Raw genomic sequence first — 26,434 nt, 5'->3', positions numbered from 1 at the left:
TCAGTGCTTTCGTTATTGAGTAAAACTTTTTCAGTCGGTATAATCATTTCTACTGTCATTCTCGTGCAGTGCGCTGTAAGGCGGACGTTGACACGGGAATCTATTGTAAATTTTAAATAGATTATCGGATCAAGCCCGATAATGACACAAAAATAAAAACTCTATTGTAATTTTATATCACAGAGGTTTACATTTATGGAAAACAAAGAGGTTCGGGTTCGTTATGCGCCTTCTCCTACGGGGCTGCAGCATATCGGCGGTGTGCGTACTGCGCTTTTTAACTATCTTTTTGCAAGGTCTAAGGGCGGAAAATTCATTCTTCGTCTTGAGGATACTGACCGCACAAGATACGATGAAAAATATGTGAAGAATCTTTACGACACTATGGCTTGGCTTGGAATCGACTGGGACGAGGGCGGAGACAAGGGCGGAGAGTACGGGCCTTATGTTCAGAGTGAAAGGTTCGAGCTTTACAAAAAATATGCGCAGGAGCTTGTGGAAAAAGGCGAGGCTTACTATTGCTTCTGTGATTCAGAGCGTCTTGAAAGAATCCGCAAGATTCAGACAGAAAACAAAATGCCACCGGGATACGACAGAAACTGCCGCCACCTTACAGAAGAAGAAGTGAAGGCGAATCTTGCAGCCGGAAAACCTTATGTTATAAGGCTTAAAGTTCCGCTTGAAGGCGAGACAAAGTTCACGGACCATCTTCTTGGCGACATTGTCTGGAAGAACGAGGACATTTCCCCTGATCCGGTTCTTTTAAAGAGCGATGGATTTCCGACATATCACCTTGCGAATATTGTTGACGACCACCTGATGAAGATAAGCCACGTTATGCGTGCCCAGGAATGGATTCCTTCAACTCCTCTTCATGTTCAGATGTACAGGGCGTTCGGCTGGGAACATCCTGAATTCTGCCACCTGCCAATGGTAAATGGTTCAGACGGAAAGAAGCTTTCAAAACGTCACGGCTCGACTTCGCTTAATGAGTTCCGCGCAAGAGGCTACCTTCCACAGGCGATTGTAAACTATGTGGCTCTCTTGGGCTGCTCTTACGAGGACGGACGCGACATCTACAGCCTTGAGGAGCTTGCCGCTAACTTTAAGCTTGAACATTTGAACAAGGCTCCTGCTGTTTTTGACTACAAGAAGCTTGAATGGTACAACGGCCAGTATATCCGCGCTTTGTCTGACGAGGAGCTTTATAAGTGGACATTGCCGTTTATAACAGGAACAGGAGACGCTTCCCTTGAAATCAATCCTGAAAATCCGCAGCCTAAGCCAAAGGTTGGTCCTGAATATTCTGGTGTTGCGCTTGGAAGCGATGGCGAGCCTGTTTGCGTGGATTCTTCAATGAATATGGCGAGCGCAGATGTAAAGAAAAAGCTTCTGGAGCTTATGCCGCTTATAAAGGAACGCCTGCATTTCCTTACAGATGCCGCTGAAATGGTTCGCTTTATGTTTACAGAACCTGCTGTTCCTGTGAAGTCTGAAATTATTCCAAAAAAACTTGACGAAGCAAAGACAAAGGAAGTTCTTGAAAAGGCGAAGTCTTTTGTTTCTGAAATCTTTGGAATGAGCCACGATGATGCTGAAGCCCTTGCAAAAAAATATGCCGAGGAGCTTGGAATAAAACTTGGCGACTTTATGATGCCTGTGCGCATGGCTGTTACAGGAAGCCGCATTTCTCCGCCGCTGATTGGCTCAATCTGGATTCTTGGAAAAGAAAAAGCCTGCGAGCGCGTTGAAAAAACACTTGCAGCTTTCTAAGTTTTAGATTGCGTAAAGAACAGTCCGGATAAAATGTCTGGGCTGTTTTTTTATAATTATGGAAAACAACATATTTACCCTTGGTAAACAATATATTTACCCTGGGTAAATAGACTATTTTCCTAAGGTAAATAAGCTATTTACCAATGGAAAATAACGTATTTACTCAAGGAAAATTCTTAATAAATTTTCACCCAAAAGTTGTTTTTTGAAATTTATTCAGTATAATTTAATTTAGATTCTAGGAATGTTGGTTATAATAGAGATTCCTGTGTCGTTGCGCAGGAATGACACAGGAATGAAAACTGTCATTTTCGGGCTTGACCCGCGATGTTTCTGAAAGAAACTCGGTCAGAAATCAATTCATTGGAGGTCTTTTATGAAGAAATTTATTGTTCCGGCTTTATTTGCGTTTTTATTTGTGGCTGCGTCCTGCATGAACATGAGCGGCGGCTCTGAAAAAGGCGGCTCAATCCGTGTGGCTTTGCCGGGCGGACGCTACCTTTACAGCAAGGACAATGCCGACAAGTTCGTTGTGCGTGTAATTGGCGAAAGTGAGACTATAGAGAAAGATGCGGCGTTGGGGGGGGTAATAGAGTTCACGGAGCTTGAAGCCGGTGAATATACCGTTGAGGCAGAAGCGAGAGATTCTGCGAACAATGATGAGCTTATCGCATCTGGAAGCAAAGATATAAAAGTTGAAGCAGATAAAACTACAGAATGCTCTTTAACCTTAATACTTTTGTCTAACATCTTTTCTATTGCTGAAGACGGAAGCATAGTTATAAACAAGACCAAGCTTGAAAAGACAGCCCTTGCGACGGTAATTGACACCGCCACACCAATTACAGGAAGCGGAACTGAAGGTGTTTTTATTAGCGACCGCACAGTAACTTTAAGCCCATACAGCATAGGAAAATACGAAGTAACGCAGGAGCTTTTTGAAGCCGTGATGGGAGAAAATCCAAGCAGGTTTCATGGAGAAGCTTATCCTCCGGCTGAGGGAGAAACACAAGTGCTACGTCCTGTTGAGTATATAAGCTGGTATCATGCAATTGTGTTTTGCAACAGGCTTTCTATATTAATGGAACTTGAACCTTGTTATACAATTATTCAGACGAATGGTGATGAGGTTGAGTATAAAAATATTTCCCTTGATGCTATTACCCAAGGTTGCTCAGGTTGGCAGAGTGTTTCTTGTGATTTTACTAAAAATGGCTACCGTCTGCCTACAGAAGCAGAGTGGGAATTTGCAGCCCGCGGCGGCTACCAAAGCGCTTCTACTGACTGGAATTATACTTATGCTGGAAGTAATACTAAGACTGAAGTTACTTGGTATGACGATAATTCTAACGATATTACTCATGAAGTTGGTTTAAAAAAGGCTAATAGGCTTGGGCTTTATGATATGACCGGCAACGTGTGGGAATGGTGCTGGGACAGATACACTGATAGCATATCCATCAGCACACCTGATACTGGTGCGTCATCTGGTTCTGACCGTGTGAAACGTGGAGGTGCTTTTGACCAAGATAATCAGTTATCTTGTCGTGTTGTGACCCGGATTAGATATGCTCCAGCTGCTTTTGCCGACACCATGGGCTTCCGCCTTGCACGAACTATAAAATAAAAAAAACACGCCGTGTTTTCCCCAAATTCTCGGCGTGAAATTTAAAAAGTACGGCGTGTTTTAAAAAATTCTCGCCGAGTTTTTTCAGCTTGCTTCAAAACTCATTCATTGTCATTGCCGTGCTTGACACGGCAATCTGCTGGAAATTTTCAATAGATTATCAACCGAGTTTCTTTCAGAAAAGAAACATCGCAGGGTCAAGCCCGATAATGACATTAAATCATAAAACTCGAAGTTTGGGCTATATAATCTTTTTTTATTTCGTGATATAATATTGGCATTCTATTTTTTGGAGGAAATTTCTTATGGAGAAATTTTTCAAAATCAAGGAGAAGGGGTCTACTGTAAGCCGTGAAGTTGTCGGCGGTATTACAACTTTCCTTGCAATGTCTTACATTCTTGCCGTTAACCCGGGAATGCTTGGCTCAATTGCCGGAATGAATTTCGGCGGCGTGTTTACTGCGACTGCTGTTTCTGCTGCCGTTGCAACTCTCATTATGGCGTTCCTTGCGAATATGCCGGTTGCTCTTGCTTCTGGAATGGGACTTAACGCGTTCTTTACTTACACAGTCTGCGGCCAGATGGGATGTTCTCCTTGGTTCGCTCTTACTGCTGTTTTGCTTGAAGGCGTTCTTTTTATTTTGCTTTCATTCTTCGGAGTGCGCGAGGCGATTATCAATTCAATTCCGGGAACAATGAAAAAAGCTGTTGCTGTTGGAATCGGACTTTTCATTGCGCTTATCGGACTTAACAATGCAGGAATCGTAACTTCTGCAAACGGAACAATCATCGGCTTTAACGCAATTGACTTGAACCATGCTACAGCTCTTGTTGCGATTATCGGTCTTGTCATTACAGTTGTTCTTTACATTCTTAAAATTCCTGGCGCAATTCTTATTGGCATTGCCGCTACAACTATTATTGGAATTCCTTTTGGCGTTACAACTGTTCCAGAAAACTTCAAACCGGTTTCCGTTCCTAGCGCACCGTTCCTCTTTAAGTTTGAATGGGCTGGAGTTCTTTCTCTTAAATTCTTCGGCGTGTTCTTTACTTTCTTGTTTACAGATATTTTTGATACAATCGGAACTTTGATGGGTGTTGCCGAGCAGGGAAATCTTATTGATGAAAAAGGAAACATTCCGAATGTAAAAGGCGCTCTTCTTGCTGACGCTGTTGGAACTGTAGCCGGAGCTTGCCTTGGAACTTCAACAGTAACTTCATTCGTTGAGTCTTCTTCTGGAGTTGCAGCCGGAGCACGCACTGGTCTTGCTTCTGTTGTTACAGCTTTCTTCTTCCTTCTTGCTTTGTTCTTTACTCCTTTGTTCGCGCTTGTTCCTTCTTGCGCCACAGCTCCTGCCTTGATTTTTGTAGGCTTCCTTATGATGCAGTCAGTTTCTAAAATCAACTTCGCTGATATTACAGACGGAATCCCGGCTTTCATTACAATCATGGTAATGCCATTCGGATATTCAATTTCAAAGGGAATCGCGTTCGGAATGATTGCTTACGTAATTTCAAAAGTTGCCGGAAAGAAAGCAAAAGAAATTCCTGTTGTTACTTGGATTCTTGCCGTTGTATTCATCTTTGCCCTTGCAATAAAAGCAATATAGTTAAAAAAATTGAAGTTTAAGTGTGTCCAATCGGGCACACTTTTTTTTGCAGAATTTTTATACTTTTTAACCGAAGCAGTCAAAAGTCAGTGAGTTTTCACCCAAACCTCAGTGAGTTTTGACTGAATTTTTGTCTGAAAAAAGAAGCGCATTGCAGGCAGTCTTTTTTTTTTCAGCAATTTATGGTAAGTTTTTTGCATGAGCGAAGAAAAAGAAAAATATGTGCGTCCGACTTGGGATGAATACTTTATGGAAGTTGCGCGGACTATTGCAAAGCGTGCGACTTGCGACCGCGGAAGAAGCGGCTGTGTGATTGCAAAGGATAATCAGATTCTTGTTACAGGCTATGTTGGAAGTCCTGCAGGGCTTGCTCATTGCGATGAAGTCGGCCACTTGATGCGCAAAATGATTCACGCTGATGGCTCTGTTACCCAGCACTGCGTAAGGACAGTTCACGCCGAGCAGAACGCGATTTGTCAGGCCGCAAAAAGAGGAATTTCAATTGACGGAGCGACCGTTTATTGCAAAATGACTCCTTGCAGAACGTGCGCCATGCTTATTATAAACTGCGGAATAAAAAGAGTTGTCTGTGAAAAACATTACCATGATGAAGAAGATTCAATGAAAATGTTTGCCGAGGCTGGAATAAAAATTGAGCACTTGGAAGATTCCGTTCAGACTTACGCCGATATGTAGAAACGTTGATTAGCCAAAATGTCGAGTTTTGCTACTGACTTCGCAAATTGACTGAGCGGGAAGAAAAAGAAAGCGGCAATATATGTGGCTATTATAAAGGTGTCTTTTCTGTCATTTTCGGGCTTGACCCTGCGATGTCTCTTTTCTGAAAGAAACTCGGTTGATAATCTGTTAAAATTTATGACAGATTGCCGTGTCAAGCACGGCAATGACACATTGTTATACACTTATAGTTTTTAAGTTTCCGCTTAGGCTGGGATTTCTGCATTCTCCGTCGTCAGTGTAGAGTTCATATCGTGCGCCTTTTTCTGCAAAACTTATAGTTGTTAAATTTTCAAAGTCAATTTTTTCAACTGATTCCGCATTGTCTGCAAGAGGCAGAATGTGTCCTTTTCGGATAAAGATTGCAACTTCGTCTAGCGCAACGTGAATAAAGTTGTGTCCGGCTGGAATTATTTTTTCCTCGTAGCTTTCACTGTCCTTGAACTTTACAAGCTTCATTTCCTCAGGAAGATAAACGTGCCGTCCGGTTGCGTTCTGTTCATAGATCGGAGCAATCATAATGCTTTCTCCAATCATAAGCTGATCTTCTGTTCTTCTTGCGTCCTCGTTTTTTGGCCAGATAAATCCAAGCGGGCTTGCGTACATTGTTCCTTGCAAGGCGGCTTTCATAAACTCGCTGTAAATGTAAGGAAGAAATCTATAGCGCAGATTAAGGATGTTTCTGAATTTTTCTATGTTGTTTTTGAATCTAAAAGGCTCTTGCTCCCGGGTTCCTAATGCGGAATGATTTCTTAACAGCGGCATAAAGATTCCAAGCGCGTACCAGCGCAAGAGAAGGTCTTCAGTTGTGTTTTCCCCGAATCCGCCCAAGTCCGCGCCTGTGTACAAAAATCCGCACATATTAAGAGACGGAAGCATTTTCAAGTTCAGGAGGATGTGCTGCCATCTTGACATATTGTCTCCCATCCAGATTCCGCCGTATCTGTGAGAGCCTATGCAGGACGACCTTGAAAACATGAGGATTCTTTTTTCTGGAGAAATCTTTTCAAACGCTTCGGATGCGGCTCTTGTCATGTTGTAGCCGTAGATGTTGTGAACGTCATAATGGCGGATTTTCTTTCCGTCCTTGCAATGGTAAAAACTTTTGTAGTCATCGACATTGTTTGCAAGATTCAAGACTGTGTCTTTTAGCGCGAAATTTTCTTTTAAGCCGATGTTGAGCTTTTTCATTTCGTTTACTTGGTCAAAAACTTTTCCCAGATTTTTTTCAGAGTAAAAGAGAGCAGGCTCGTTCATGTCGTTCCAGAATCCTTCAATGCCTTGGTCTGTAAGAAATTTATATTTCATTCCAAACCATTTTCTTGCTTCTGGATTTAAGAAGTCTGGAAGGCAGCATTTTCCCGGCCACACTCCAACTATAAAGTCGTTTCCGTCTTTGTCCTTGCAGAAATAATTGTTTGCCTTTCCTTCCTCGTAAAGTTCAAATCCGTCTTCCATTTTTATTCCGGCGTCAATGATTGGAACAATGCGCACGGAATTCTTTTTCATTTCAGAAACGAAATTCTTAAAGTCCGGAAATGATTTTTTGTTAATAGTAAAGTCCTTGAACTTTTCCATGTAGTCGATGTCGAGATAAATCATGTCTAGCGGAATGCTGTTCTTTCTGTAGTTTTCAGCGACTTTTCTTACATCCTCTTCGCAGGTGTAGCCCCAGCGGGACTGTCCTATTCCGAATGCCCATCTTGGAGGAATGTAACTTTGCCCGATTAAAGTCCTGAATTCTTTTATGATTAATTCTAACGTTGGGTTTTCTATTATGTAGAGTTCGAATTCTGGATTTTCTACAGCGACTTTAAGAGTTGAATAGTTCGAAGCTCCAATGTCAAATGTAACTTTTCCCGGAGTGTCAAAGAATGCCCCGAAGTTTTTTTCGTTTCCAGACACAATGAGAAAATTGTGGGCGGCATACAGCGAGCTTTTGTTTTCGTTGTGTTCCGGCTGGTCTGTGCAGAAACTTTCGTAAATGAATCCGCGCTTGTTTATTCCGCGCACATTTTCTCCAAGACCGTAGACAATGTCGCTTGCGTCCATTTCAAGTGAAAAACTGGAAGCTTCTGCGTTTTCAAAATATGGAATTTTTTCTTTGCAGGCTTCAGGCTTTTCTTTTACGGCTTCTGTGTCAAATGCTTTTCCGAATACAAATCTCTTTATCATTTTATGCCTCCCGACATTTTTTAATAGACTACGCAAATTGATTTTGGTTTTATCTTTCCTTTTAAAACTGAATCCTTGCAGATAAATTTTGTTTTGTTTGCCTTGTCGATGTAAGTTCCTTTTGGAAGTTTTATTTCAACTTGAACTGCAGACGGCTTGGAGTTTAAGTTTATGATTACGCAGCCTTTTTCTCCGCGCTTTATAATTAGAACTCCTGCGTTTTCTCCGTTGATGAATTTTTCGTTTTCGCCTTGCATTGCGGTTCTGAATTTGTTTACAGCGGAAACTTCCGGGCTGAAATATTCATCGTTTCCTGTTTCTCCGATTTTGGATTTTCCCGGAAACTGTGTGGCTTCTTTTCCTTTGGGGCGGTTAAAGAACAATGGAGTTCCGTCTTTTCTTGAAGCTATGACTGCCCAGCCTGCACGTATCATAAAGTTTGTGAGGTAAGCGGATTCTCCTTCGTTTGCGTAAGTGTCATGGCTTTCAACCCAAGTTACAACTTCTGGAGAAGCTGCGTTTTGAAAGTTTACAATTCCTTTTGCGTTTAGCTTTTCATTTTTTAACGCGCTTCTTAAAAGCTTTCCGTAGTTGCTTGCTGTTACTGGAAAAAGTTTTCCGTAGGCATCTTCTCTTGAAGCTCCTTCTTGAAGAACTTCTCCGTAGATAAAAAGTTCATCTGCGTTTTTTACAGATTTTCCGTTTACTGATTTTTTTCCTGTAAAGACTGGCCAGAAGTCGTTTTCTTTTGAAGCAGGATCTACAGGGTCATCGGGAAGGGCAATGTGCTTTGCTGTGTCAAATCTGAAACCATCGGCTCCGCAGTCAATGAGGTCATTTATGTAGTTCATAAAATATTCTTGAAAAAGCGGATTTTCTGTGTTCACGTCTGGAAGTCCTCCGAGCATTGCGCTTGTAACTTCCCTGCGGTTTGCCATGCTTCTGATTGTGTGGTCGGAATTCTTGTGGTACATTTTTTCCATTCCGCCTACAGCTTCTATAAAGTCCAGAGAAATTTCATCTTTGTGCGTTGTCGTGTGGTTTGGAACAACATCAACAATTACTGCGATTCCATACTTTTTTGCCTTTGCGCACATACGGATAAAGTCGTCTCTTGTTCCAAGCTGATAGTTTCCTATTTTCCAATCCGTAGGCTGATAGTGATAATACCACTTTCCGTTTTTCTGGCTCATAATTTCAAGTCCGCCGTTGTCGCCTTCAAAGCATTCATTTGCCGGTGAAGTCTGGATTGCAGTGAATCCCGCTTCTGCAATTTTTTCAATGTTCTCTTCAATTGTCTTGAACGACCAGCACCAGCAGTGAAGTATAGTTCCTTGTTTTGTTTGCATTTTATTTTCCGCGGACATAGCAGAAACTCCTAAAATAAAAATCATTGCAAATGTAAAAATTCTTTTAAGCATCTTTTCCTCCATTTTGATTGCCTAATTGTTTTTTTGTGTAATATTGTCTATCCACTTTCTGCTTTTAACTCTTGCTGTTCCAATTATAAGCCTTACAATTTCTTCAACGGAAAGAAGCGCGTAAACTTTTGTGATTTCAAGCTTGAATACCAGCGCGCCCAAAAGTCCAAGCGGAAGTCCGATTCCGTAAGTTCCCAAGACATCCAGAAACAAAGTGAATTTTGTTTTTCCGCCGCTTCTAAGAATTCCGCTGCCAATTATCATGTTGCAGACTTTTATCCATAAATAGAATGCGAATATCCACAAAAGATGTTTTGCATATTCACGGACTTGTGGCTCAACATTGTAAAAGTTTATGTATATTGGAGCGAATGCAAAAATTAAAATTCCGATTGCGGCGCATCCTGCAACGCAGATTTTTATAAACTTCCAGGCGAGCCTATAGCCTTTGTCAAAATCATTTGAGCCAAGTTCGTTTCCTATAAGAATTCCTGTGGCTGCAGAAAGTCCGCTGAAGAATCCGATTGTTAACCCTTGCACAGGAAAGGTTAACGTAATTGCCGCAAGCTCTGCTGTTCCCATGTGTCCGTATATCGCGCTGTAGCCTGCATCTCCTAATGCCCATAAAAGTTCGTTTCCTATTGCAGGAAGAGCAGTTATAAAAAATATTTTTAGAAATGAAAAGTCGTTTTTACACAAAAGAACAGCTTTCATGTTCGCAGGATGATTTTTCTTTGTCATAAAAATAATCAGGATTACGCATTGAACAAATATCGAAATTACAGTTGCAATTGCAGCTCCGTCTGAACCAAGCGCCGGAAATCCTAAAAGTCCGAAAATCATGATTGCGTTTAGAATCGTGTTTGTTACGACAGAAATAAATCCTGTAACTAGCGGAGTTTTTGCAAAGCCTGTGCTTCTTAAAATTGCCGAACAGCAGCTGATGATTGCAAGCGCAAAGTAACTTAAAGAATTTATCATTAAGTAATTTTTGCCTATTGAAATAACTTCTTTGTCTTTTGTAAAAAATGAAAGGACTAGTTCAGGTGTGAAAAGTGAAAAAATAAAAAACACAAGTGCGACTGCCAATGCTGCGAAAACCGAAGCTCTCATTACGTTTGCGTGCTTGCTAGAATCTTTTGCACCTTCGTATTGAGATGCGAAAATTGAGCTTGCGGCTGCGATTCCTCCTAGCGCAAAAAGCATTACAAAGCAAGGTCTTCCGGCAAGGCTTACTGCGGCGACTGTTTTTGAGCCAAGCTGTCCAATCATAATCTGGTCAATCATTCCTAAACACGACTGAATTAAATTCTGCAGCGAAATAGGAACGGCAATTGAAATTAAATTGTTTAAAAATGTTTTGTTTTCAGCCTTCATTTTAGACTCCTTTCTCCATTAAAGTTCCAATGCAAATGTCTTTGGAAATAATATCGCGTTTGAATTTTTTCCTTAGCTTTTGCAAGTAAATATCAAAGTGAATATGTTCTGAAACAAGATTCACAATCAGCCTGTTGTCGCTTGTCATTCCAAGAAAATCATTTTCTCCGTCTGGCAGCTTTTGAATTTTGTGGTGCGGTCTGTGCGGGAAAAAAACAGCCCGATCGTTGCTACCTACAATGCAGTGCGCCATGTCTGAAACCAAGAGGATTCTTTGTTCTGGGCAGCAGTCTGTTCCGTCAAATCCGCAGAAAAATTCCAGCGGAATTTCAAGAGTGTCAAGATTTTTCCAGCTGAACAAAACAATTCTCACTTTTCTTTTTGCCGCCGAAAGAAGCGCGTCCTTGAAATATTCAAGCGGCATTGAGCAGTTGAACACAATTTCTTTTTTTGCCGCGGAAATAAGTTTGTTTACAACAGAAATAAGTTTTGTTTTGCCTTCAATGTTTACAAAACGTTCCTGCGTTGAAATCGGCGAATTTAATTCCTTTAGCATTTCTTTTGCTTTTGCGGCGTTGTCTGAATACTTTTGTGAAATCTCGTCAATTAAAACGTCCGGCGGAATTGCCTGATATTCTGCTGTTGAACCGGGAATGCTTGTTATGCATTCTTTCTTTAAAAGATTTTCCAGCGCGGAATAAACAGAAGGGCGGGGCGCATTCAGTTTTTTTGCAATCTGGTAGCCGCCCATTTTTTCTTCTGGAACAAGCGCGCAGTAAACAAGCGATTCCATTTTTGAAAAACCAAGGCTGCCCAGTATGTCAATGATTTTGTCTGTCATGTTCTTCCTTGAAAAAAAATATTAGTAGTAACTGTTTTACTACTATTGAATATATCGCTTCTTTTTTTGTATGTCAACAAATATTTTATTTATTATAAAAATTGTGGAATTTTGAGGCGTTTAATATAGAAAATCATACTTTTGTTATAAAAGCAATTGTTTAAGTGCCATTCTCGTGCTCGATACTGCGATGTTTACGCAGTAAACTCGGTCAGGAATCTGCTGTGAATTTACAAATCTCAAATTCAGATAAAAAAAACTGCCCTGGCGTTTACCAAGGCAGTTTAAAGATTATCCGGTCAAGCCGGATAATGACATTAAGGTAAGGTATTAATACTTTTTGTCAGCGTATCCAATCCAGCCTTCGTTTTCAACAAGGGCTTTTTCAAATCCTTCGAGCTTGAAAGGATAGCTTTTTGAAAGTGAGCCGGCAATGAGTTTTACTTTCCAAGTACCGTCTTCTTTCTGTTCAATTTTGCATTCTGTGTCTTTGTCTGCAAATGTTCTGAACATATCGTCGATGTCTTTTTTGCTCATGTCCAGCGCAAGAAGTCCGCAGTTGTACATATTCTGGCGGAAAATGCGGGCAAAATTTACTGCTATTACACAATAAATTCCGTTTACTTCCAAAGCCCAAGGAGCGTGTTCCCGGCTAGAACCGCAGCCAAAGTTTTCACGTGTGATGATGACTTTTTTGCCCAGAACGTCTGTCTTTGGATTGAAACCTTCAAGCTTTAAATCCTCAAGAAGATACGGCTGGAGCGCCTGCTTTGTATTTTCTGTGAGATACTTTGCAGGAATTATTTCGTCAGTATTAATATCTGAGCGATCCAAGAATAAAACTTGTCCACCAAACTGTTTCATTTTGTTCCTCTTCTTTATTTATTTTTCAGCCTTTAAAAAAGCATGAATTAGTGATTGTTCCAGCAATTGCTGTTGCGGCGGCTGTGGCAGGGCTCATAAGGTGAACCATTCCGCCTTTTCCCATGCGTCCATTGAAGTTTCTGTTTGTTGTTGAAGCGCAAACTTCTCCTTCTGCAAGAACTCCGTTGCTCATTCCAAGGCAGGCTCCGCAAGTCGGATTTGTAACACAGAATCCAGCGTCCATGAAAATCTTTATGATTCCTTCTTCAAGCGCCATTTTGTAAACGAGCGGAGTAGCAGGACTTACGATTCCGCGCACGCCTTCTGCGATTTTGTGTCCTTTTAAAATTTCAGCGGCTACACGAAGGTCGCTGATTCTTCCGTTTGTGCATGAGCCGATATAAACCTGATCAACTTTTGTTCCTTTCATTTCTGAAACTTTTCTTATCTGGTCAGGCTTGTATTCAATTGTACATACAGGCTCAAGATTTGACAAGTCGAATGTGTAAACTTTTTCATATTCCGCATCTTCATCGTCAATCCATTTGCTGTATTCTTTAAGGGCGGCTTCTTTTGACTCGAATTCATCTTTGATAAACGGCCAAAGATATTCTACTGTTGTCATATCAGGAAAACAGATTCCGCTTGTTGCTCCAGCTTCAACTGCCATGTTGCAAATTGTCATTCTTTCTTCCATTGACATATTGTCAACGATTGGACCTGTAAATTCTGCAACGCAGTTTGTGGCTCCATTTACTCCAATCTGTCCAATCAGGAAAAGAATTACGTCTTTTGCATAAACTCCGTCTTTGAGCTTGCCATTTAAAACAAACTTTATGGCTTTTGGCTCGCGGAAAGAACATACGCCTTTCAATATTCCAACTTCCAAGTCTGTAGTTCCGACTCCAGCGGCAAATGCTCCGAATGCTCCATGTGTGCAAGTGTGGCTGTCTCCCATGATTACTGTGAATCCGGGGCGCACAAATCCTTTTTCCGGGAAAATCGCATGGCAGACGCCGTTTGCTCCGATGTCAAAAAAGTCTTTTATGTTGTTGCGTTTTGCCCAGTCACGGATAATTTTTTCCTGCATTGCGCATTTGCTGTCTTTTGCAGGAGTTACGTGGTCTATGACTGCTTTGATTTTTGTGCTGTCAAAAACTCTGTCTTTGTTCCGCTCAACAAGGTCGTTGATTGCGATTGGCGTTGTGATTTCATGGCAGAAAACTCTGTCAAGCTTAAGAATGTTTGTTCCTTCAAAAGGGGATTCAACCAAATGTGATGAAAAGATTTTCTGTGCTATAGTTTTTCCCATAGAAATTCCTCTGTATTAATAGACTTTAGTATAATTAAAGTTTATTAAGTAAAAATAAAATTGTCAATATGATTTTATGAAACAACATTCTGCGGCTTTCCCATGATAAAACATTTTAGGTTTTCTATTACGATATTCAAAAGCCTTTGCCTTGTTTCTGTGGCAGCCCAGGCGATGTGCGGAGTTATAATGCAGTTTTTTGCGCCGAGCAAAGGATTGTCTTCTTTCATAGGCTCTTCGCTTACAACATCCGCCGCGTAGCCTGCAATTTTTCCGCTGTCAAGAAATTCCCTTACATCTTTTTCATTTACAAGCGGACCTCTGGCTGTGTTTATTAAAAATGCGGTTTTCTTCATTAAGGAAAGTGTTGTTTTGTTTACGACATTTTTAGTTTTTTCAGTTAAAGGCGCATGAAGGGAAATAAAATCAGATTCATTGAACAAAGTTGAAATGTCAACTGGATTTTTTATTTCAGGCTTTGGAGTTCTGGTGCAGACAATGACTTTCATTCCGTAGGCTTCCGCGATTCTTGCAACTCTTGAGCCTATGCTTCCGTAGCCGAAAATTCCGAGAGTTTTTCCTTCAAGTTCAATCAGCGGAACTTTCCAGTAGCAGAAATCCGGGCATTTTGTCCATTCGCCGGACATTACGCTGTCTGAATGAAGCTGCGTGTGGCAGGCAAATTCACTTATAAAAGCGAAAACAAGCTGCGCAACTCCTGCTGTGCTGTAAGACGGCACATTTGTTACGGTGATATTGTGCTTTTTGCAGGCTTCCAAGTCGATTACATTATAGCCTGTTGCCTGAACTCCAATGTATTTTAGATTCGGGCATTTATTGAGGATTTCTTCTGTTATGTTTATTTTATTTAAAAGAATCGCATCGCTGTCGCCAATTCTTTCTGCAACTAGAGAAGCCTCTGTCCTTGGAAAAACTGCGACTTGCCCGAACTTTTCTAGTGGCGACCAGGAAAGATCGCCTGGATTCAAGGCATTGCCGTCAAGAACTGTGATTTTCATATAGAATTAGCCGAGCGCTATAACGCCAGTAGAATTGATTGCTGCATTTATCGCATCCTCGATTCCAGCTGTTCCTTCGTCAAAGTCAACGCAAACTTGGCATTTTGCTGCTGAAGAGACTACATTTGTAACACCTGCGACTGCTTTTACTGCTGCATCAACTTTTGCTGCCGCCGCATCATCATCCATTCCTGTAACATAAATCTTTTTCTGCATTTTTGTCTCCTAGCAAAATTTTAAATACAGAATTATTATAATAGGGATTATGTTTTTTTTCAAGCAAATTTAAATGCCTGAAGCCACAGAACGGCCTAATTGACCGCAAGCGCCGCCAATTTTTGCACCTCTGCGAGTTCTTAAGTTTACTTTAAGGTTTGCTTTTTCAAGAATCTTAACAAATTCCTCACATTCTTTCCTTGAAGGAGTCTTAAATTGTAAACCTTCAACTGGATTCCATGGAATGAGGTTTATGTATGCGTCAAGTCCGGCAGCAAATTCAATCATCCGTTTTGCGCTTTCTATTCCTGTGTTTTGTCCTGAAAGAAGGGCGGCTTCCAATGTTATTCTTTTTCCAGTTTTTTCTGAATAAAATTTTATCGCCTTTTTTAGTTCAGGCAATGGATTTCCTTTTGAAACCGGCATAAGCTGTTCCCTAAGCAAAGGGTCGGCTGTTGTTAGGGAAACTGCAAGGCGCACAAAAGGTCCGTTTTCCGCAAGCTCGTAGATTCCGCTTATAAGTCCGCAAGTGCTTAACGTGATTCTTCTGGGGCTTAAGCCTCTTCCTTTTTTATCTGTCAAAATCGCCACGGCTTTTCTTATTGCATTTAGGTTTTGAAGCGGTTCGCCCATTCCCATAAAAACAATGTTGTCTAGTGTTCCGGCTTCTTTTTCCATAAAGAGGAATTCTTCGATAATTTCTCCGGCGGTAAGATTTCTTCCAAGTCCAAGACGTCCTGTCTGGCAAAAAGCGCACCTCATTGCGCAACCAGCCTGGCAGCTTACACAGGCAGTTTTTCTTCCTTCTTTATCTGTTAGAAGAACTGTTTCTATTGCAAGTCCGTCTGAAAGTGTAATTTGAAGCTTTATAGTTCCGTCAGGATCTTTTAAAACTTCTGTTACTTTTGACGAGCGGAGAAGTGTGTTTTCTTCCAGGAATTTTCTTGTGGCTTTGTCGATGTTTGTCATCTGCTCAAAAGATTCCGCGCCTTTTGAAATCCATTCGTAAATCTGTTTTGCGCGGAACGACGGCGACAATTGTATTGCATTTGCTATTTCTTCAGGGAAAAGCCCCGAAATTGAAACTTTTTTTTCCATAAAATATAATCAGTTTTCTTGAATTTGGTTTATGAAGTCGTTTATTGCCTGATTTTTTATTCCAAGCTTTTGGAAAGAATGAAGAGTTTCCAAGGCTTCATTTTTATTGTTCATTTTTAGGTAGCAATCCGCAAGATCTATGTAAAGACGGTAGTTTTTGGGATCTCCGTTTACAAGCTGAGTGAGCCGATCTGCCGCTTCTTCAAATTTTCCTTCTCCCTTGCAAATAAGCGCAAGTCCCAAGGCAGCATAAATGTCAAAATCTATGTCCATTGCGCGGTTGTAATATTCTGCGGCTGTGGCATAGTCGCCTGTGTTTCTGTATGCGTCCCCGGTGCGCGTTAAAATGACTTTATTTTTTGGATCAATTTCAAGGATTTTGTTCCAGTAGCCAATCGAGCGGAACTGCTGGTTCATTCCCCGGTAGCAGTCTGCGATTCCGAACAGCGCATAGAAATTGTTCGGGTCAAGTTCAAGAGCTTTTTCAAAGTAGGGAAGTCCTTTTTCGAATGTCTTGATTTTTCTGTGGCAGTTTCCTATTGAAGTTAGAACTCTTATGTCTACGTGCGAAGGATTCATTTCAAGCATCTTTGTCCAGTAAAAAAGCGCGTCCTTGTATTCCTTAAAATCGTAGTGAAGATGCCCCAGACCAATCAGCGCATAGGCATTGTTTTCTTCCATGTCGAGGACTTTTAAATAAAGATTCTTTGATTTTTTGAAGTCTCTGATTTTTCTGTAGGCATCGGCGACTCTGGTTAAAACTGTTATATTTCTGTCGTCATGGACAAGATATTGCTCCCAGATTTCTATTGCTTTTTTGTACTGATTTATTGCCTTGTAGCAATCCGCAAGTCCAAAAAGAGCGTAATTGTTTCCTGGATGGCAGGAAAGGCATTTTGAGTAATATTCAATTGCTTCCTTAAAATGGCATTGCTTCCGCTCGCTGTCGCCAAGCCCCACAAGCGCGTAGTTGTTGTTTTCTTCTATATTAAGAATCTGGCTGAATGCTTCTATTGCTTTTTTTGTGCTGTTGTCTTTTAAATACTGATAGCCTTTTTTTGAAAGTTCGCTTATCGCTGCGTTTGCGCCGTCTGTTTTGTTGAATTCCTGTGTCTGTGAAAAACTGAATTCCTCAGGTTTCAATTCATCAGCCATTTTTTACCTCTCTTAACTTTTTAGCATAACAGACACAGTCTGCGATATTTTTTCTATAATTGGTTCGCTTTTTCTTTTGTTGTGGGCAAGCAGATACATTTTCAGCGCGTCTAAATACTTGTTTTCTTTGTTATAATTGTCTCCTATTCTTGTAAGGCCGTCTGAATATCCTGTAGTAATGAAAATCCTTTTTGCCATTTCAATTTTGCCTTCATTGAACAGCGCGTTTGCTTTTCTGTTAAGAGCGACTTTTTGCTGGTCGGAAAGTCCGTCCAACGGCAAATCTGAAGTCTTTATGAATTTCAGTTCTTCTGGCTTTGAGTCGATTTGATTTTTTAAATTACTTGTCATTACTTTTAACCTTATAGAATACAGTTTTAATTGTAACTTGTTATTTCGATTTGTCAAGCAATGGTTTTAAAGACTTTCAGTTTGTCTGCTAGCCGTCTTCTTCATTTTTATAGAAATTTACGATTGAGCGTCCGTAGATTCTTTTGTCTGAAAGCACGAGGTTTCCGATTTTGTCCGGGAGCGGATCTTCGGCAGGGTAGTGGATTAAAAGCTGTCCGTTTTTTGTAAGAAGTTCTCTTGCTCCGGCAGTTTCCACAAGTTCTTTTCTGAATTTATACGGAAAAGGCGGATCTAAAAATATGTAGTCGAATTTTTCTTTGCAGCGTTTCAAAAAAAGCTCGACAGCCATAAATCGGCAGTTTATGCGAACTCCGACTTCTTCAGCCATTTTTACATTTTTAAGGATTGTCTTTGCCTTTGACTTGTCCATTTCGCAAAGTGTTACTGCGGAAGCTCCGTGCGAAACTGCTTCAAGCGCAATTGTTCCTGAGCCGCTGAACAAGTCAAGAAAAGATTTTCCTTCAAGAGAGAATCCTATTATGTTAAAAACGGACTCTCTCATTTTGTCCATTGCAGGACGGATCGCCATTTTTCCGTAAGGAGTTTCTGTGACGCGCCCTTTTAGCTTTCCGCCTGTAATTCTCATTTTTAGTTTGCTCCGTTAAGAGACCAGTAAATGTCGTCGTGGGCAAGGTTTTTGTTTGATTTTGCGTAGTCAAAGGCTGTGTTTCCGTTTTCATCCTGAAATGCCGGATTTGCGCCTGCGTCTATGAGCTGCTTTAAAACCAAAGTTGATTTTCCGTATTGCGCCGCGTACATAAGCGGAGTCTGTCCTTTCCACAAGCGGTTCAGCGGAATTCCCATGTCAAGGAACAGCTTGATTTTTGCTTCGCGGATGTGGTCGGAAGACGAATTTCCTGTTATTGCAAAGATAAACGCCCTGAAAACTTCATCCTCGGAAACGCTTCTGTTTTTTAGGAGAACTGAAATTATTTCAGGATTCTGTGAATAATCCGCAGCCATTAAAAGCGGAGTGGCGTTGAATTTGTTTCTTACACGGATATATGCGGCGTTTTCAATAAGCATATTGAGAATGTTAAGGTTGTTTTGGTATCTTACCGCGTACATTAAAGCTGTCCAGCCGTCTTTGTCCCTAAGATTTACGTCTGCTCCGTTTTTAAGAAGCAAATTTACGTCCCAGTCGTTTCCGGCTTTTGCTGCTCTCATAAGAAGTGTAACACCGTTTTTGTCTGCCGCGTTCGGATTTTCTATGTATTCGGTTTTATTTTCAGGCGGTTGTTCTGCTGGTTTGTCTTCGTTTTCTGCGTAGTCCAAAAGAAATGCGCTTGCATACTGCTGAATTTCAGCCTGTTTTGCATTTTCAGTATTTGAAGCTTTTTCTTCGTTTGAATTTGAATCAGCTGAAGCTGTCTGTTCTTGAGCTTGCGCGGCTTCTGGAACTGTCTCGGCGGCTGTTTCCTGTGCGGGCGGCTCTGGAACATAAAGTCCTTCCGGGTCTTCTGTGTATTCCGTGAGCTTTTGGTAAACGCTGTATTCAGGATTCATTCTTGCGTAGGCGAACGAGTCCATTCCGCTTTTGTCTTTCTGCAGAACTCTTGCGTCCCGGCTTCGCTTTAAAACAATTCCGTACTTTGAAACAAGGTCGATTACATTTTGGTCAGAAGAATACTGAGCCGCGTACATCAGCGGAGTTTTTCCTTCTTTTGACTTTGCGTTTGGATTCGATTCTTTTTCGAGGCAAAGGTTTATGATGCCGATGTCTCTGTTGTTTTTCAGGGCGAGCATAAGAAACGTCTCTCTGTTGTTTCCGAATACCTGCATAGAAAGGTTCCGGTTTTCTTTAAATGCCTGACGGATTTCTGCTTCTGTTCCCTGTTTTGCAAGCAGCTCGTAGTCAACATCGTCTTTTGCGTACATGGCGGCAGGAATAAGTGCGGCCAGTAAAAATACAAATAAAAACTTCTTCTTCATATATTACAATTATATTCAACTGCGCTGAAAAAAACAATAATATTGAAAAAAAATCCCTTTGACTTTTGATATATGGCATGATAGAATTTGCTGAAATTTTTGCATCCAGTTTGGAAGGCAGAAGTTTTAGATTAACTAATAGAAGGAAAAGTTATGAAATTTGGACATTATGATGATGTAAACAGGGAATACGTCATTGAAACTCCACAGACACCTTACCCTTGGATTAACTACCTTGGAAACGAGAAGTTTTTCTCTCTTATTTCCAATACAGCAGGTGGTTATGCCTTTTATACAGACGCCCGTTTGCGCCGCTTGACCCGTTACCGCTACAACGACATTCCGCTTGACTCTAACGGACGCTATTTCTATATCAAGGACGGAGATACAGTTTGGAATCCTGCCTGGCAGCCAACTCAGACTCCTCTTGACAGCTACGAGTGCCGCCACGGATTTGGATATACAAAATTCGCTTCTAAGAAAAACGATGTTTCCGCCCAGGTTCTTTGCATGGTTCCTAATGGCGTTAACTGCGAAGTTGAAATGGTTACACTCAAAAATGAAGGAAAGTCTGAAAAAAAACTTTCGCTTGTTTCTTTTATTGAGTGGTGTCTTTACAACGCTTCTGACGACTGCCAGAACTTCCAGAGAAACTTTTCTACCGGCGAAGTTGAAATTGAAGGCAGCGTAATTTATCACAAGACTGAATACCGCGAGCGTCGCAATCACTTTACATTCTATTCTGTAAACGCTCCTGTTGACGGATTCGATACAGACCGCGAGACTTGGCTTGGACTTTACAATCCGCTTTCTAAGCCAAAGACTGTAATGGAAGGAAAAAGCGGAAACTCTGTCGCTGACGGATGGAGCCCGATTGCTTCTCACCGCCTGAATGTTGAACTTAAGGCTGGCGAGGAAAAAACTTTTGTTTTTGTTCTTGGATATGTTGAAAATGATCAGGACAAAAAGTGGACAACACAGACAAAAGGCGAGCTTCTCCGCACAAATACAGCAAGCGGAATCATCAACAAAGAAAAGGCTTATGCAATTCAGGAAAGATTCAGCACAAAAGAAAAAGTAGAAAAGGAATTCAATGTTCTTAAGGAATTCTGGAACGAAATTCTTTCTCACTTTACTCTTAAAACTGGAGACGAAAAACTTGACCGCATGGCTCTGTGGAACCAGTACCAGTGCGTCGTCACATACAACTTTGCGCGCTCAGCTTCTTACTTTGAAAGCGGAATCGGACGCGGAATGGGCTTCCGTGATACTTCTCAGGATATGCTTGGCGCGGCTCATCAGCTTCCTAACTCAAGAATCCGCGAACGTCTTTTTGATGTTGCCGCAACTCAGTTTGAGGACGGTTCAGCTTACCATCAGTTCCAGCCGCTTACAAAACGCGGAAATGCGGACATCGGCTCTAACTTTAATGATGATCCGCTTTGGCTTGTGCTTGGCGTTGGACGCTACATTTGCGAAACTGGCGACAAGGATTTCCTTAATGAAATGGTTCCGTTTGACAACAGCGAGACAAACAAGGCTACAATGTACGAGCATCTTAAACGCTCTTACCGCTACATCACAACTCACATGGGACCGCACGGACTTCCGCTTATCGGACGCGCTGACTGGAACGACTGCTTGAACTTGAACTGCTTCAGCATGAATCCGAACGATTCTTTCCAGACTTGCACAAACAAGGAAGGCAAGAACGCTGAATCCGTAATGATTGCTGAAATGTTTGTGTATGTAACTCCTGACTATGCCGCGATGTGCCGTCTTCAGGGCGATGAAGAAGAAGCTAAATTTGCAGAAGAAGCCGCCAAGAAAATGGAAGAGGCAATCTGCACTGCTGGCTGGGACGGAGAATGGTATGTCCGCGCTTATGACGATGCCGGAAACAAGATTGGTTCGCATGAATGCAAGGACGGAAAAATCTTTATTGAGTCGCAGGGATTCGGAACAATGGCAAAAGTCGGAAAAGACAAAGGCTATCCAGAAAAATCTCTTGACAGCGTAAAGAAATATCTTGATTCAAAGTACGGAATTGTAATCTGCTGGCCTGCATATCAGGATTACCACATTGAGCTTGGCGAGGTTTCTTCTTATCCGCCTGGATACAAAGAGAACGGAGGAATTTTCTGCCATAACAATCCGTGGGTAATTATCGGCGAAGTTGTAAACGGTCGTCCTCAGGATGCGTTTGAGCATTACAAGAAGATTGCTCCGGCTTATGTTGAAGAAATTTCAGACATCCACCGCACAGAGCCTTATGTTTACAGCCAGATGGTCGCAGGAAAAGAAGCACGCCGTGAAGGTGAAGCAAAGAACTCTTGGCTTACAGGAACAGCCGCTTGGAACTTTGTTGCATTGAGCCAGTATCTTTGCGGACTTCGCCCAAGCTATGAAGGACTTGTTGTGGAGCCTCGTCTTCCGGAGCATATCAAGACTGCCGAGATGACACGCAAATTCCGCGGAGTTGAATACATAATCAGTGTAAAGAACAACAAAAACGACGGAGATGTAAAAGTTGAAGTTGTTTCTGGCGGAAAGGCGAACGGAACTACAGTTGTTGCCGACAACGGCGCAAAGCAGGTTAAAGTTTCTGTAACTGTAGGCTGATTCATTTAGTAGAAAAACAGTTTTTGGCTATATGCCGTGTATTGATTTGCACGGTGTATAGCTTTTTTATTATGATTTTATGGGGTTGTATTCGCCTGCGTTTTCCTTGAAAATCACATCGATAGGAACAAAAATTCTCTGCGGAATTTCCTGAAGAAGAACTTTGCTCTTGAAAATTTCGTTCACGCTTGTGTAGCCTTGGTATTCAGGACGCTGGGAAATCACGCAGTCAATGTTTCCAGTCATAAGTCCGTTTCTATTCTGCTCCTGCATATCGTAGCTTATCAGGGCGACTTTGCTTTTTCTATTTGTGTAGCTAAGATACTGCCCGATTATAAATCCTTCAGTGTGAGTGGCAAAAATTCCGTTTATTTCAGGCTCGGATTTGAACAAATTATCCAGAAAATTGAAAATTCCTTGGTTTGAGCCATTTGGACAGATTGTTTCTATGACTTGGCAGCTTGTGTCGTGCTTGAAATAATCCGTGAATCCTCTTAGACGCTCCAAAAGATTATATGAATCCTTGTAAAACCGCAGCACAGAAAATTTTCCGCTTTTCTTTAGGAGTTTCATTATGTGTCCTGCGCATTGTCCGCCTCTGTACGGATTCTGCGCTATTGTAATAGTCGGATTTGCTCTTGGCAGCGGTGAGTCTACGAAAATGTAAGGAATTTTTATCTGGCTGAATATTTCCTCGGCTTCCTGCGGAACAATTGGAACTGTTATCAAAGCCTGCAGGTTCTTTTCAAAAAGCCTTTGTGAAGCTTTTGTCATTGAGCCGTATTCAGTTCTGTCAAAATATTCAAATTCAAGTTTTATTCCGAATGCGGAAAGTTCAGCTTCAGCTTCTTTCATTCCTTTGAAAATCATTTGCCAGTAGCCGCTTCCAGAGCCGGGCGGAGGCATCAAAACTCCAATAACAAAAGGCTTGTTCTTTTTTAGTGTTCGGGCAAGCGGATTCGGCGTGTATCCGTATTTTTCGATTACGGCTTCTACCGCGAGCTTTGTTTTTTCTGAAACTTTTCCTCTGTTGTGCAGAACTCTGTCCACTGTTCCGATTGAAACGCCTGATTTTTTTGCTATTTCTGTTATTGTCATAGCCGCCTCTTCTTTTGTCAAAACGTGTTGACGTACACATTTTAGCATTGTTTTTTTCGGGGCGCAAATAATTTTCAGTTGTTTTGTGCAAAAAAGTTTTGCCGGTGAAAATTGTAGCAATTTTTCTCTATTTTTTGAAACTATAGTATTATTTTTCTTTTTTTTATGAATTAAAATCACTTTTTTTAAGCGCATTTATAACTAAAATTTATAAAAGAATTTATTTGACAAATGAACAGAACGGGTTTATATATTTTATTATAGTGTTAACGAACACACGAAAATTCTGTTTAACTATTTTTTTGGAGGACAAAATATGAAAAAAACAGTTTGCGCTGTGCTTGGCATGGCTTTGATTGGCGGCGCGGTTTTTACCGGATGCTCTAAAGCTGGCGGTGATGTTGTAATGAACAAAGACAAGCCGCTTGTTTTCTTTAACAGACAGCCTTCTGATCCTACAACTGGCGAAATTGATATGGCTACAATGAACTGGAACAGCAAGACTTATTATGTCGGCTTTGATGCTGCAGGCGGCGGTGCTGTTCAGGGAAAACTTATTGCTGACTATCTTGCTTCCGCAGATCCTGCCGTTATTGACCGCAACGGAGACGGAATCCTCGGATACGTCCTTTGCATTGGAGACGTCGGACACAATGACTCTAAGGCTCGTACAGAGGGAATCCGCAAGGCTCTCGGAACTTGGGACGGCTCTACAGATCCTGGAAAAGTAAAGGAAGGCTCTATTTCTGTAGGCGGAAAAACACTGAAAGTTGTTGAGCTTGAAGGAAAGGCAATGACTGGAACTGACGGTTCTACTTGGAATGCAAACGCTGCTACAGAGGCAATGGGCGGCTGGGCTACAAAGTTCGGAAATCAGCTTGATATGGTAGTTTCTAACAACGACGGAATGGCAATGGGCTGTCTTCAGGCTTCAAACTATCCGGCTGGAGTTCCAGTATTCGGATATGACGCAAACGCAGACGCTATCGAGGCAATCGGCGCTGGAAAACTCACAGGAACTGTTTCCCAGAACGTTGACGCTCAGGCAACAGCGACTCTTCAGGTTTTGCGCAATCTTCTTGACGGACTTACAGGCGAAGATGTTTACAAGAAAGGAATTTCAGAGCCGGATTCTTACGGAAACAAGATTTCTGCTCCTGTTCAGTATGTTGCTTCAACAAAGGCTTTGCTTGCTGAAAACTCAGGTGTAAACAGCGGAAACTGGCAGCAGTACACAGCAGGAAACCGCGATTCAGGCGTAAAGAAATCAACTGCTCCTTCAAAGAAAGTTTTGCTTACAATTTACAACTCGGCGGACAACTTCCTTTCGTCTTCTTATCTTCCTGCTTTGCAGTACTACGCTCCGCTTTTGAACATTGACCTTACAGTAGTTCAGGGAGACGGACAGAACGAATCCAGCTGTCTTGACAGATTTACAAACCTTAACAACTACGACGCTTATGCAATCAACATGGTTAAGACAAACTCTGGAAGAGACTATACAGACAAGCTCAAGTACTAAAGTTTGATTTCGGGCTGGATGAAAAGTCTAGCCTGATTTTCAGAAGGTATTTGATTTTTTTTTAGATTGCCATGCCCCGAAAAGGCATGGCATTTTTTAAGCAGATAAAAGAGGAGCGTTATGGACGATATAGTTCTGGAAATAAAAAATCTTTCAAAGTCATTTGCAAAGAACAAGGTCCTTGACGGTATAAATCTTACTGTAAAAAAAGGCACAGTGCTTGGGCTTATGGGCGAAAACGGAGCCGGAAAATCCACAATGATGAAGTGCCTTTTTGGTATTTACGCAAAGGATGAAGGTTCAATTTCGCTTTTGGGAAAGCCCATAAACTTTAAGAATCCAAAGGAAGCTCTTGAAAACGGAGTCGCAATGGTGCATCAGGAGCTTAACCAGTGCCTTGACCGAACCGTTACAGACAACCTTTTTCTTGGTCGCTATCCAACGAGGGCGGGAATTGTTGACGAAGCTAAGATGCTCAAGGAGGCGAACAGCCTTTTTGCTTCGCTTAGCATGAATGTAAATCCAAAGACCATTATGCGCACAATGTCTGTTTCCCAAAGGCAGATGGTGGAAATTGCAAAGGCGGTTTCTTACGACGCAAAAATAATAGTTCTTGATGAGCCAACGTCTTCACTTACGGAGCGTGAGGTCAATAAGCTTTTTTCTATAGTAGATGACCTTAGAAACAAGGGAGTTTCGTTTGTTTATATTTCGCACAAGATGGACGAAATTTTCCAGATTTGCAACGAAGTCGCTGTTCTTCGGGACGGAAAGATGATTCTTTCAAAGTCTGTTGAGTCAACCGACATGAACGAGCTTATCTCTGCAATGGTCGGTCGCTCTTTAGACAAACGTTTCCCGGATGTGGACAATACTCCGGGCGAAGATTTCCTTGAAGTCCGCGGACTTACCACAAAGTATGAGCCAATTCTTGAAGATATTTCATTTACTGTAAAAAAAGGCGAAATTTTCGGATTGTACGGACTTGTCGGAGCTGGACGCAGCGAGCTTCTGGAATCTTTGTTCGGAATCAGAACGATTGCTTCCGGCGAAATTATAATGGACGGAAAAAAACTTCATTTTAAAAACAGCAAGGATGCGATGGACTATAGTTTTGCGCTTGTTACCGAGGAACGCAAGCTGAACGGAATGTTCGGAAAAGACACAATCCAGTTCAACACAACGATTACAAACCTTGACAGCTACAAGACATTCGGCGTGCTTTCAAACCGCAAGATGCAGGAGGCCGCCAACCGCGAAATAAAAACCATGCACACAAAATGCGTTTCAGCTGACGAGCTTATAAGTTCTCTTAGCGGCGGAAACCAGCAGAAAGTTATAATCGGAAAATGGCTTGAACGCCAGCCGCAGGTATTTTTGCTTGACGAGCCTACGCGCGGAATTGACGTTGGCGCAAAGTATGAAATCTACCAGCTGATTATAAACATGGCGAAAGAAGGAAAGACAATAATCGTTGTTTCAAGTGAAATGCCTGAAATCTTGGGCATTACAAACAGAATCGCCGTTATGTCAAACCACCGCCTTGCAGGAATTGTAAATACAAAAGAAACGGATCAGGAAGCCTTGCTTAGACTTTCTGCAAAATACTTATGATTACTA

21 protein-coding genes are annotated in these 26,434 nt (G+C 41.6%); 7 read left to right on the top strand and 14 right to left on the bottom strand.

Annotated features, from left to right (window positions below; translation table 11 throughout):
• Window positions 1-195 precede the first annotated feature (195 nt).
• From gltX to Q0H92_RS05325, 4 genes are all read left to right on the top strand, one after another.
• On the top strand, window positions 196-1,773 hold the full coding sequence (gene gltX, locus Q0H92_RS05340) for a glutamate--tRNA ligase (protein WP_296012691.1): 1,578 nt from the start codon (window positions 196-198) through the stop codon (window positions 1,771-1,773).
• Window positions 1,774-2,152: 379 nt separating this feature from the next.
• The gene (locus Q0H92_RS05335) at window positions 2,153-3,403 is read left to right on the top strand and encodes an SUMF1/EgtB/PvdO family nonheme iron enzyme (protein ID WP_296012688.1); all 1,251 of its coding nucleotides are present in this window, start codon (window positions 2,153-2,155) and stop codon (window positions 3,401-3,403) included.
• 305 nt (window positions 3,404-3,708) lie between these two features.
• Window positions 3,709-5,013 (top strand): NCS2 family permease, encoded by a 1,305-nt coding sequence (locus tag Q0H92_RS05330; RefSeq protein WP_296012686.1) that lies wholly within the window; start codon window positions 3,709-3,711, stop codon window positions 5,011-5,013.
• Between the two features lie 198 nt (window positions 5,014-5,211).
• On the top strand, window positions 5,212-5,709 hold the full coding sequence (locus Q0H92_RS05325; RefSeq protein ID WP_013701565.1) for a cytidine/deoxycytidylate deaminase family protein: 498 nt from the start codon (window positions 5,212-5,214) through the stop codon (window positions 5,707-5,709).
• Window positions 5,710-5,928: 219 nt separating this feature from the next.
• Here the strand turns inward: Q0H92_RS05325 and Q0H92_RS05320 are convergent, their stop codons facing one another.
• The 13 genes from Q0H92_RS05320 to Q0H92_RS05260 form a co-directional block, all read right to left on the bottom strand.
• On the bottom strand, window positions 5,929-7,926 hold the full coding sequence (locus Q0H92_RS05320; RefSeq protein ID WP_296012683.1) for a TIM-barrel domain-containing protein: 1,998 nt from the start codon (window positions 7,924-7,926) through the stop codon (window positions 5,929-5,931).
• Window positions 7,927-7,946: 20 nt separating this feature from the next.
• A complete protein-coding gene (locus tag Q0H92_RS05315) occupies window positions 7,947-9,347 on the bottom strand; it encodes an alpha-amylase family glycosyl hydrolase (RefSeq protein ID WP_296012681.1) in 1,401 nt (466 codons plus the stop codon).
• 21 nt (window positions 9,348-9,368) lie between these two features.
• Window positions 9,369-10,724, bottom strand: a complete 1,356-nt coding sequence (locus Q0H92_RS05310) for an MATE family efflux transporter (protein ID WP_296012679.1) — start codon at window positions 10,722-10,724, stop codon at window positions 9,369-9,371.
• Window position 10,725: 1 nt separating this feature from the next.
• The gene (locus Q0H92_RS05305; RefSeq protein ID WP_296012677.1) at window positions 10,726-11,565 is read right to left on the bottom strand and encodes a TrmB family transcriptional regulator; all 840 of its coding nucleotides are present in this window, start codon (window positions 11,563-11,565) and stop codon (window positions 10,726-10,728) included.
• A 330-nt stretch (window positions 11,566-11,895) separates the two neighbouring features.
• A complete protein-coding gene (locus tag Q0H92_RS05300) occupies window positions 11,896-12,429 on the bottom strand; it encodes a 3-isopropylmalate dehydratase small subunit (RefSeq protein WP_013701560.1) in 534 nt (177 codons plus the stop codon).
• A gap of 25 nt (window positions 12,430-12,454) precedes the next feature.
• On the bottom strand, window positions 12,455-13,741 hold the full coding sequence (locus Q0H92_RS05295) for a 3-isopropylmalate dehydratase large subunit (RefSeq protein ID WP_296012676.1): 1,287 nt from the start codon (window positions 13,739-13,741) through the stop codon (window positions 12,455-12,457).
• A gap of 74 nt (window positions 13,742-13,815) precedes the next feature.
• Window positions 13,816-14,760, bottom strand: a complete 945-nt coding sequence (locus Q0H92_RS05290; protein WP_296012674.1) for a D-2-hydroxyacid dehydrogenase — start codon at window positions 14,758-14,760, stop codon at window positions 13,816-13,818.
• A gap of 6 nt (window positions 14,761-14,766) precedes the next feature.
• Window positions 14,767-14,976 carry a heavy metal transporter gene (locus tag Q0H92_RS05285; RefSeq protein ID WP_296012672.1) on the bottom strand — a complete coding sequence of 70 codons (210 nt, stop codon included), beginning with the start codon at window positions 14,974-14,976 and terminating at the stop codon, window positions 14,767-14,769.
• Between the two features lie 69 nt (window positions 14,977-15,045).
• Window positions 15,046-16,074 carry a 23S rRNA (adenine(2503)-C(2))-methyltransferase RlmN gene (gene rlmN / locus Q0H92_RS05280; RefSeq protein WP_296012670.1) on the bottom strand — a complete coding sequence of 343 codons (1,029 nt, stop codon included), beginning with the start codon at window positions 16,072-16,074 and terminating at the stop codon, window positions 15,046-15,048.
• 9 nt (window positions 16,075-16,083) lie between these two features.
• A complete protein-coding gene (locus Q0H92_RS05275) occupies window positions 16,084-17,229 on the bottom strand; it encodes a tetratricopeptide repeat protein (protein WP_296012669.1) in 1,146 nt (381 codons plus the stop codon).
• Window positions 17,230-17,241: 12 nt separating this feature from the next.
• The gene (locus tag Q0H92_RS05270) at window positions 17,242-17,580 is read right to left on the bottom strand and encodes a hypothetical protein (RefSeq protein ID WP_295798089.1); all 339 of its coding nucleotides are present in this window, start codon (window positions 17,578-17,580) and stop codon (window positions 17,242-17,244) included.
• A gap of 88 nt (window positions 17,581-17,668) precedes the next feature.
• Window positions 17,669-18,226 (bottom strand): 16S rRNA (guanine(966)-N(2))-methyltransferase RsmD, encoded by a 558-nt coding sequence (rsmD, locus tag Q0H92_RS05265; RefSeq protein ID WP_296012667.1) that lies wholly within the window; start codon window positions 18,224-18,226, stop codon window positions 17,669-17,671.
• A 2-nt stretch (window positions 18,227-18,228) separates the two neighbouring features.
• On the bottom strand, window positions 18,229-19,572 hold the full coding sequence (locus tag Q0H92_RS05260) for an ankyrin repeat domain-containing protein (protein WP_296012666.1): 1,344 nt from the start codon (window positions 19,570-19,572) through the stop codon (window positions 18,229-18,231).
• Window positions 19,573-19,725: 153 nt separating this feature from the next.
• On the opposite strand from Q0H92_RS05260, the gene Q0H92_RS05255 reads away from it, so the two are divergent.
• Entirely contained in the window at window positions 19,726-22,194 is a 2,469-nt protein-coding gene (locus Q0H92_RS05255) for a glycosyl transferase (RefSeq protein WP_296012664.1), read from the top strand.
• Between the two features lie 69 nt (window positions 22,195-22,263).
• On the opposite strand, the gene Q0H92_RS05250 is transcribed toward Q0H92_RS05255, so the two are convergent.
• Window positions 22,264-23,292 (bottom strand): LacI family DNA-binding transcriptional regulator, encoded by a 1,029-nt coding sequence (locus Q0H92_RS05250; RefSeq protein ID WP_296012663.1) that lies wholly within the window; start codon window positions 23,290-23,292, stop codon window positions 22,264-22,266.
• A 346-nt stretch (window positions 23,293-23,638) separates the two neighbouring features.
• On the opposite strand from Q0H92_RS05250, the gene Q0H92_RS05245 reads away from it, so the two are divergent.
• Complete coding sequence (locus tag Q0H92_RS05245) at window positions 23,639-24,814, top strand: substrate-binding domain-containing protein (protein WP_296013216.1); 1,176 nt, start codon at window positions 23,639-23,641, stop codon at window positions 24,812-24,814.
• A 120-nt stretch (window positions 24,815-24,934) separates the two neighbouring features.
• A complete protein-coding gene (locus tag Q0H92_RS05240; protein ID WP_296012661.1) occupies window positions 24,935-26,428 on the top strand; it encodes a sugar ABC transporter ATP-binding protein in 1,494 nt (497 codons plus the stop codon).
• The last annotated feature ends 6 nt before the right edge of the window (window positions 26,429-26,434 follow it).

The sequence above is a fragment of the uncultured Treponema sp. genome, assembly GCF_934725225.1.
Taxonomy (GTDB): domain Bacteria; phylum Spirochaetota; class Spirochaetia; order Treponematales; family Treponemataceae; genus Treponema_D.
This window is presented reverse-complemented; position numbering and strand designations above follow the sequence as displayed.

What these genes read in the sequence shown, in the direction of transcription:
- Q0H92_RS05325 (WP_013701565.1), top strand. Translation starts at nt 5,212, where the DNA reads ATGAGCGAAGAAAAAGAAAAATATGTGCGTCCGACTTGGGATGAATAC.
- Q0H92_RS05310 (WP_296012679.1), bottom strand. Translation starts at nt 10,724, where the DNA reads ATGAAGGCTGAAAACAAAACATTTTTAAACAATTTAATTTCAATTGCC.
- Q0H92_RS05275 (WP_296012669.1), bottom strand. Translation starts at nt 17,229, where the DNA reads ATGGCTGATGAATTGAAACCTGAGGAATTCAGTTTTTCACAGACACAG.
- Q0H92_RS05330 (WP_296012686.1), top strand. Translation starts at nt 3,709, where the DNA reads ATGGAGAAATTTTTCAAAATCAAGGAGAAGGGGTCTACTGTAAGCCGT.
- Q0H92_RS05240 (WP_296012661.1), top strand. Translation starts at nt 24,935, where the DNA reads ATGGACGATATAGTTCTGGAAATAAAAAATCTTTCAAAGTCATTTGCA.
- gltX (WP_296012691.1), top strand. Translation starts at nt 196, where the DNA reads ATGGAAAACAAAGAGGTTCGGGTTCGTTATGCGCCTTCTCCTACGGGG.
- Q0H92_RS05285 (WP_296012672.1), bottom strand. Translation starts at nt 14,976, where the DNA reads ATGCAGAAAAAGATTTATGTTACAGGAATGGATGATGATGCGGCGGCA.
- Q0H92_RS05250 (WP_296012663.1), bottom strand. Translation starts at nt 23,292, where the DNA reads ATGACAATAACAGAAATAGCAAAAAAATCAGGCGTTTCAATCGGAACA.
- Q0H92_RS05290 (WP_296012674.1), bottom strand. Translation starts at nt 14,760, where the DNA reads ATGAAAATCACAGTTCTTGACGGCAATGCCTTGAATCCAGGCGATCTT.
- Q0H92_RS05335 (WP_296012688.1), top strand. Translation starts at nt 2,153, where the DNA reads ATGAAGAAATTTATTGTTCCGGCTTTATTTGCGTTTTTATTTGTGGCT.
- Q0H92_RS05300 (WP_013701560.1), bottom strand. Translation starts at nt 12,429, where the DNA reads ATGAAACAGTTTGGTGGACAAGTTTTATTCTTGGATCGCTCAGATATT.
- Q0H92_RS05305 (WP_296012677.1), bottom strand. Translation starts at nt 11,565, where the DNA reads ATGACAGACAAAATCATTGACATACTGGGCAGCCTTGGTTTTTCAAAA.
- Q0H92_RS05295 (WP_296012676.1), bottom strand. Translation starts at nt 13,741, where the DNA reads ATGGGAAAAACTATAGCACAGAAAATCTTTTCATCACATTTGGTTGAA.
- Q0H92_RS05270 (WP_295798089.1), bottom strand. Translation starts at nt 17,580, where the DNA reads ATGACAAGTAATTTAAAAAATCAAATCGACTCAAAGCCAGAAGAACTG.
- rsmD (WP_296012667.1), bottom strand. Translation starts at nt 18,226, where the DNA reads ATGAGAATTACAGGCGGAAAGCTAAAAGGGCGCGTCACAGAAACTCCT.
- Q0H92_RS05245 (WP_296013216.1), top strand. Translation starts at nt 23,639, where the DNA reads ATGGCTTTGATTGGCGGCGCGGTTTTTACCGGATGCTCTAAAGCTGGC.
- Q0H92_RS05260 (WP_296012666.1), bottom strand. Translation starts at nt 19,572, where the DNA reads ATGAAGAAGAAGTTTTTATTTGTATTTTTACTGGCCGCACTTATTCCT.
- rlmN (WP_296012670.1), bottom strand. Translation starts at nt 16,074, where the DNA reads ATGGAAAAAAAAGTTTCAATTTCGGGGCTTTTCCCTGAAGAAATAGCA.
- Q0H92_RS05255 (WP_296012664.1), top strand. Translation starts at nt 19,726, where the DNA reads ATGAAATTTGGACATTATGATGATGTAAACAGGGAATACGTCATTGAA.
- Q0H92_RS05320 (WP_296012683.1), bottom strand. Translation starts at nt 7,926, where the DNA reads ATGATAAAGAGATTTGTATTCGGAAAAGCATTTGACACAGAAGCCGTA.
- Q0H92_RS05315 (WP_296012681.1), bottom strand. Translation starts at nt 9,347, where the DNA reads ATGCTTAAAAGAATTTTTACATTTGCAATGATTTTTATTTTAGGAGTT.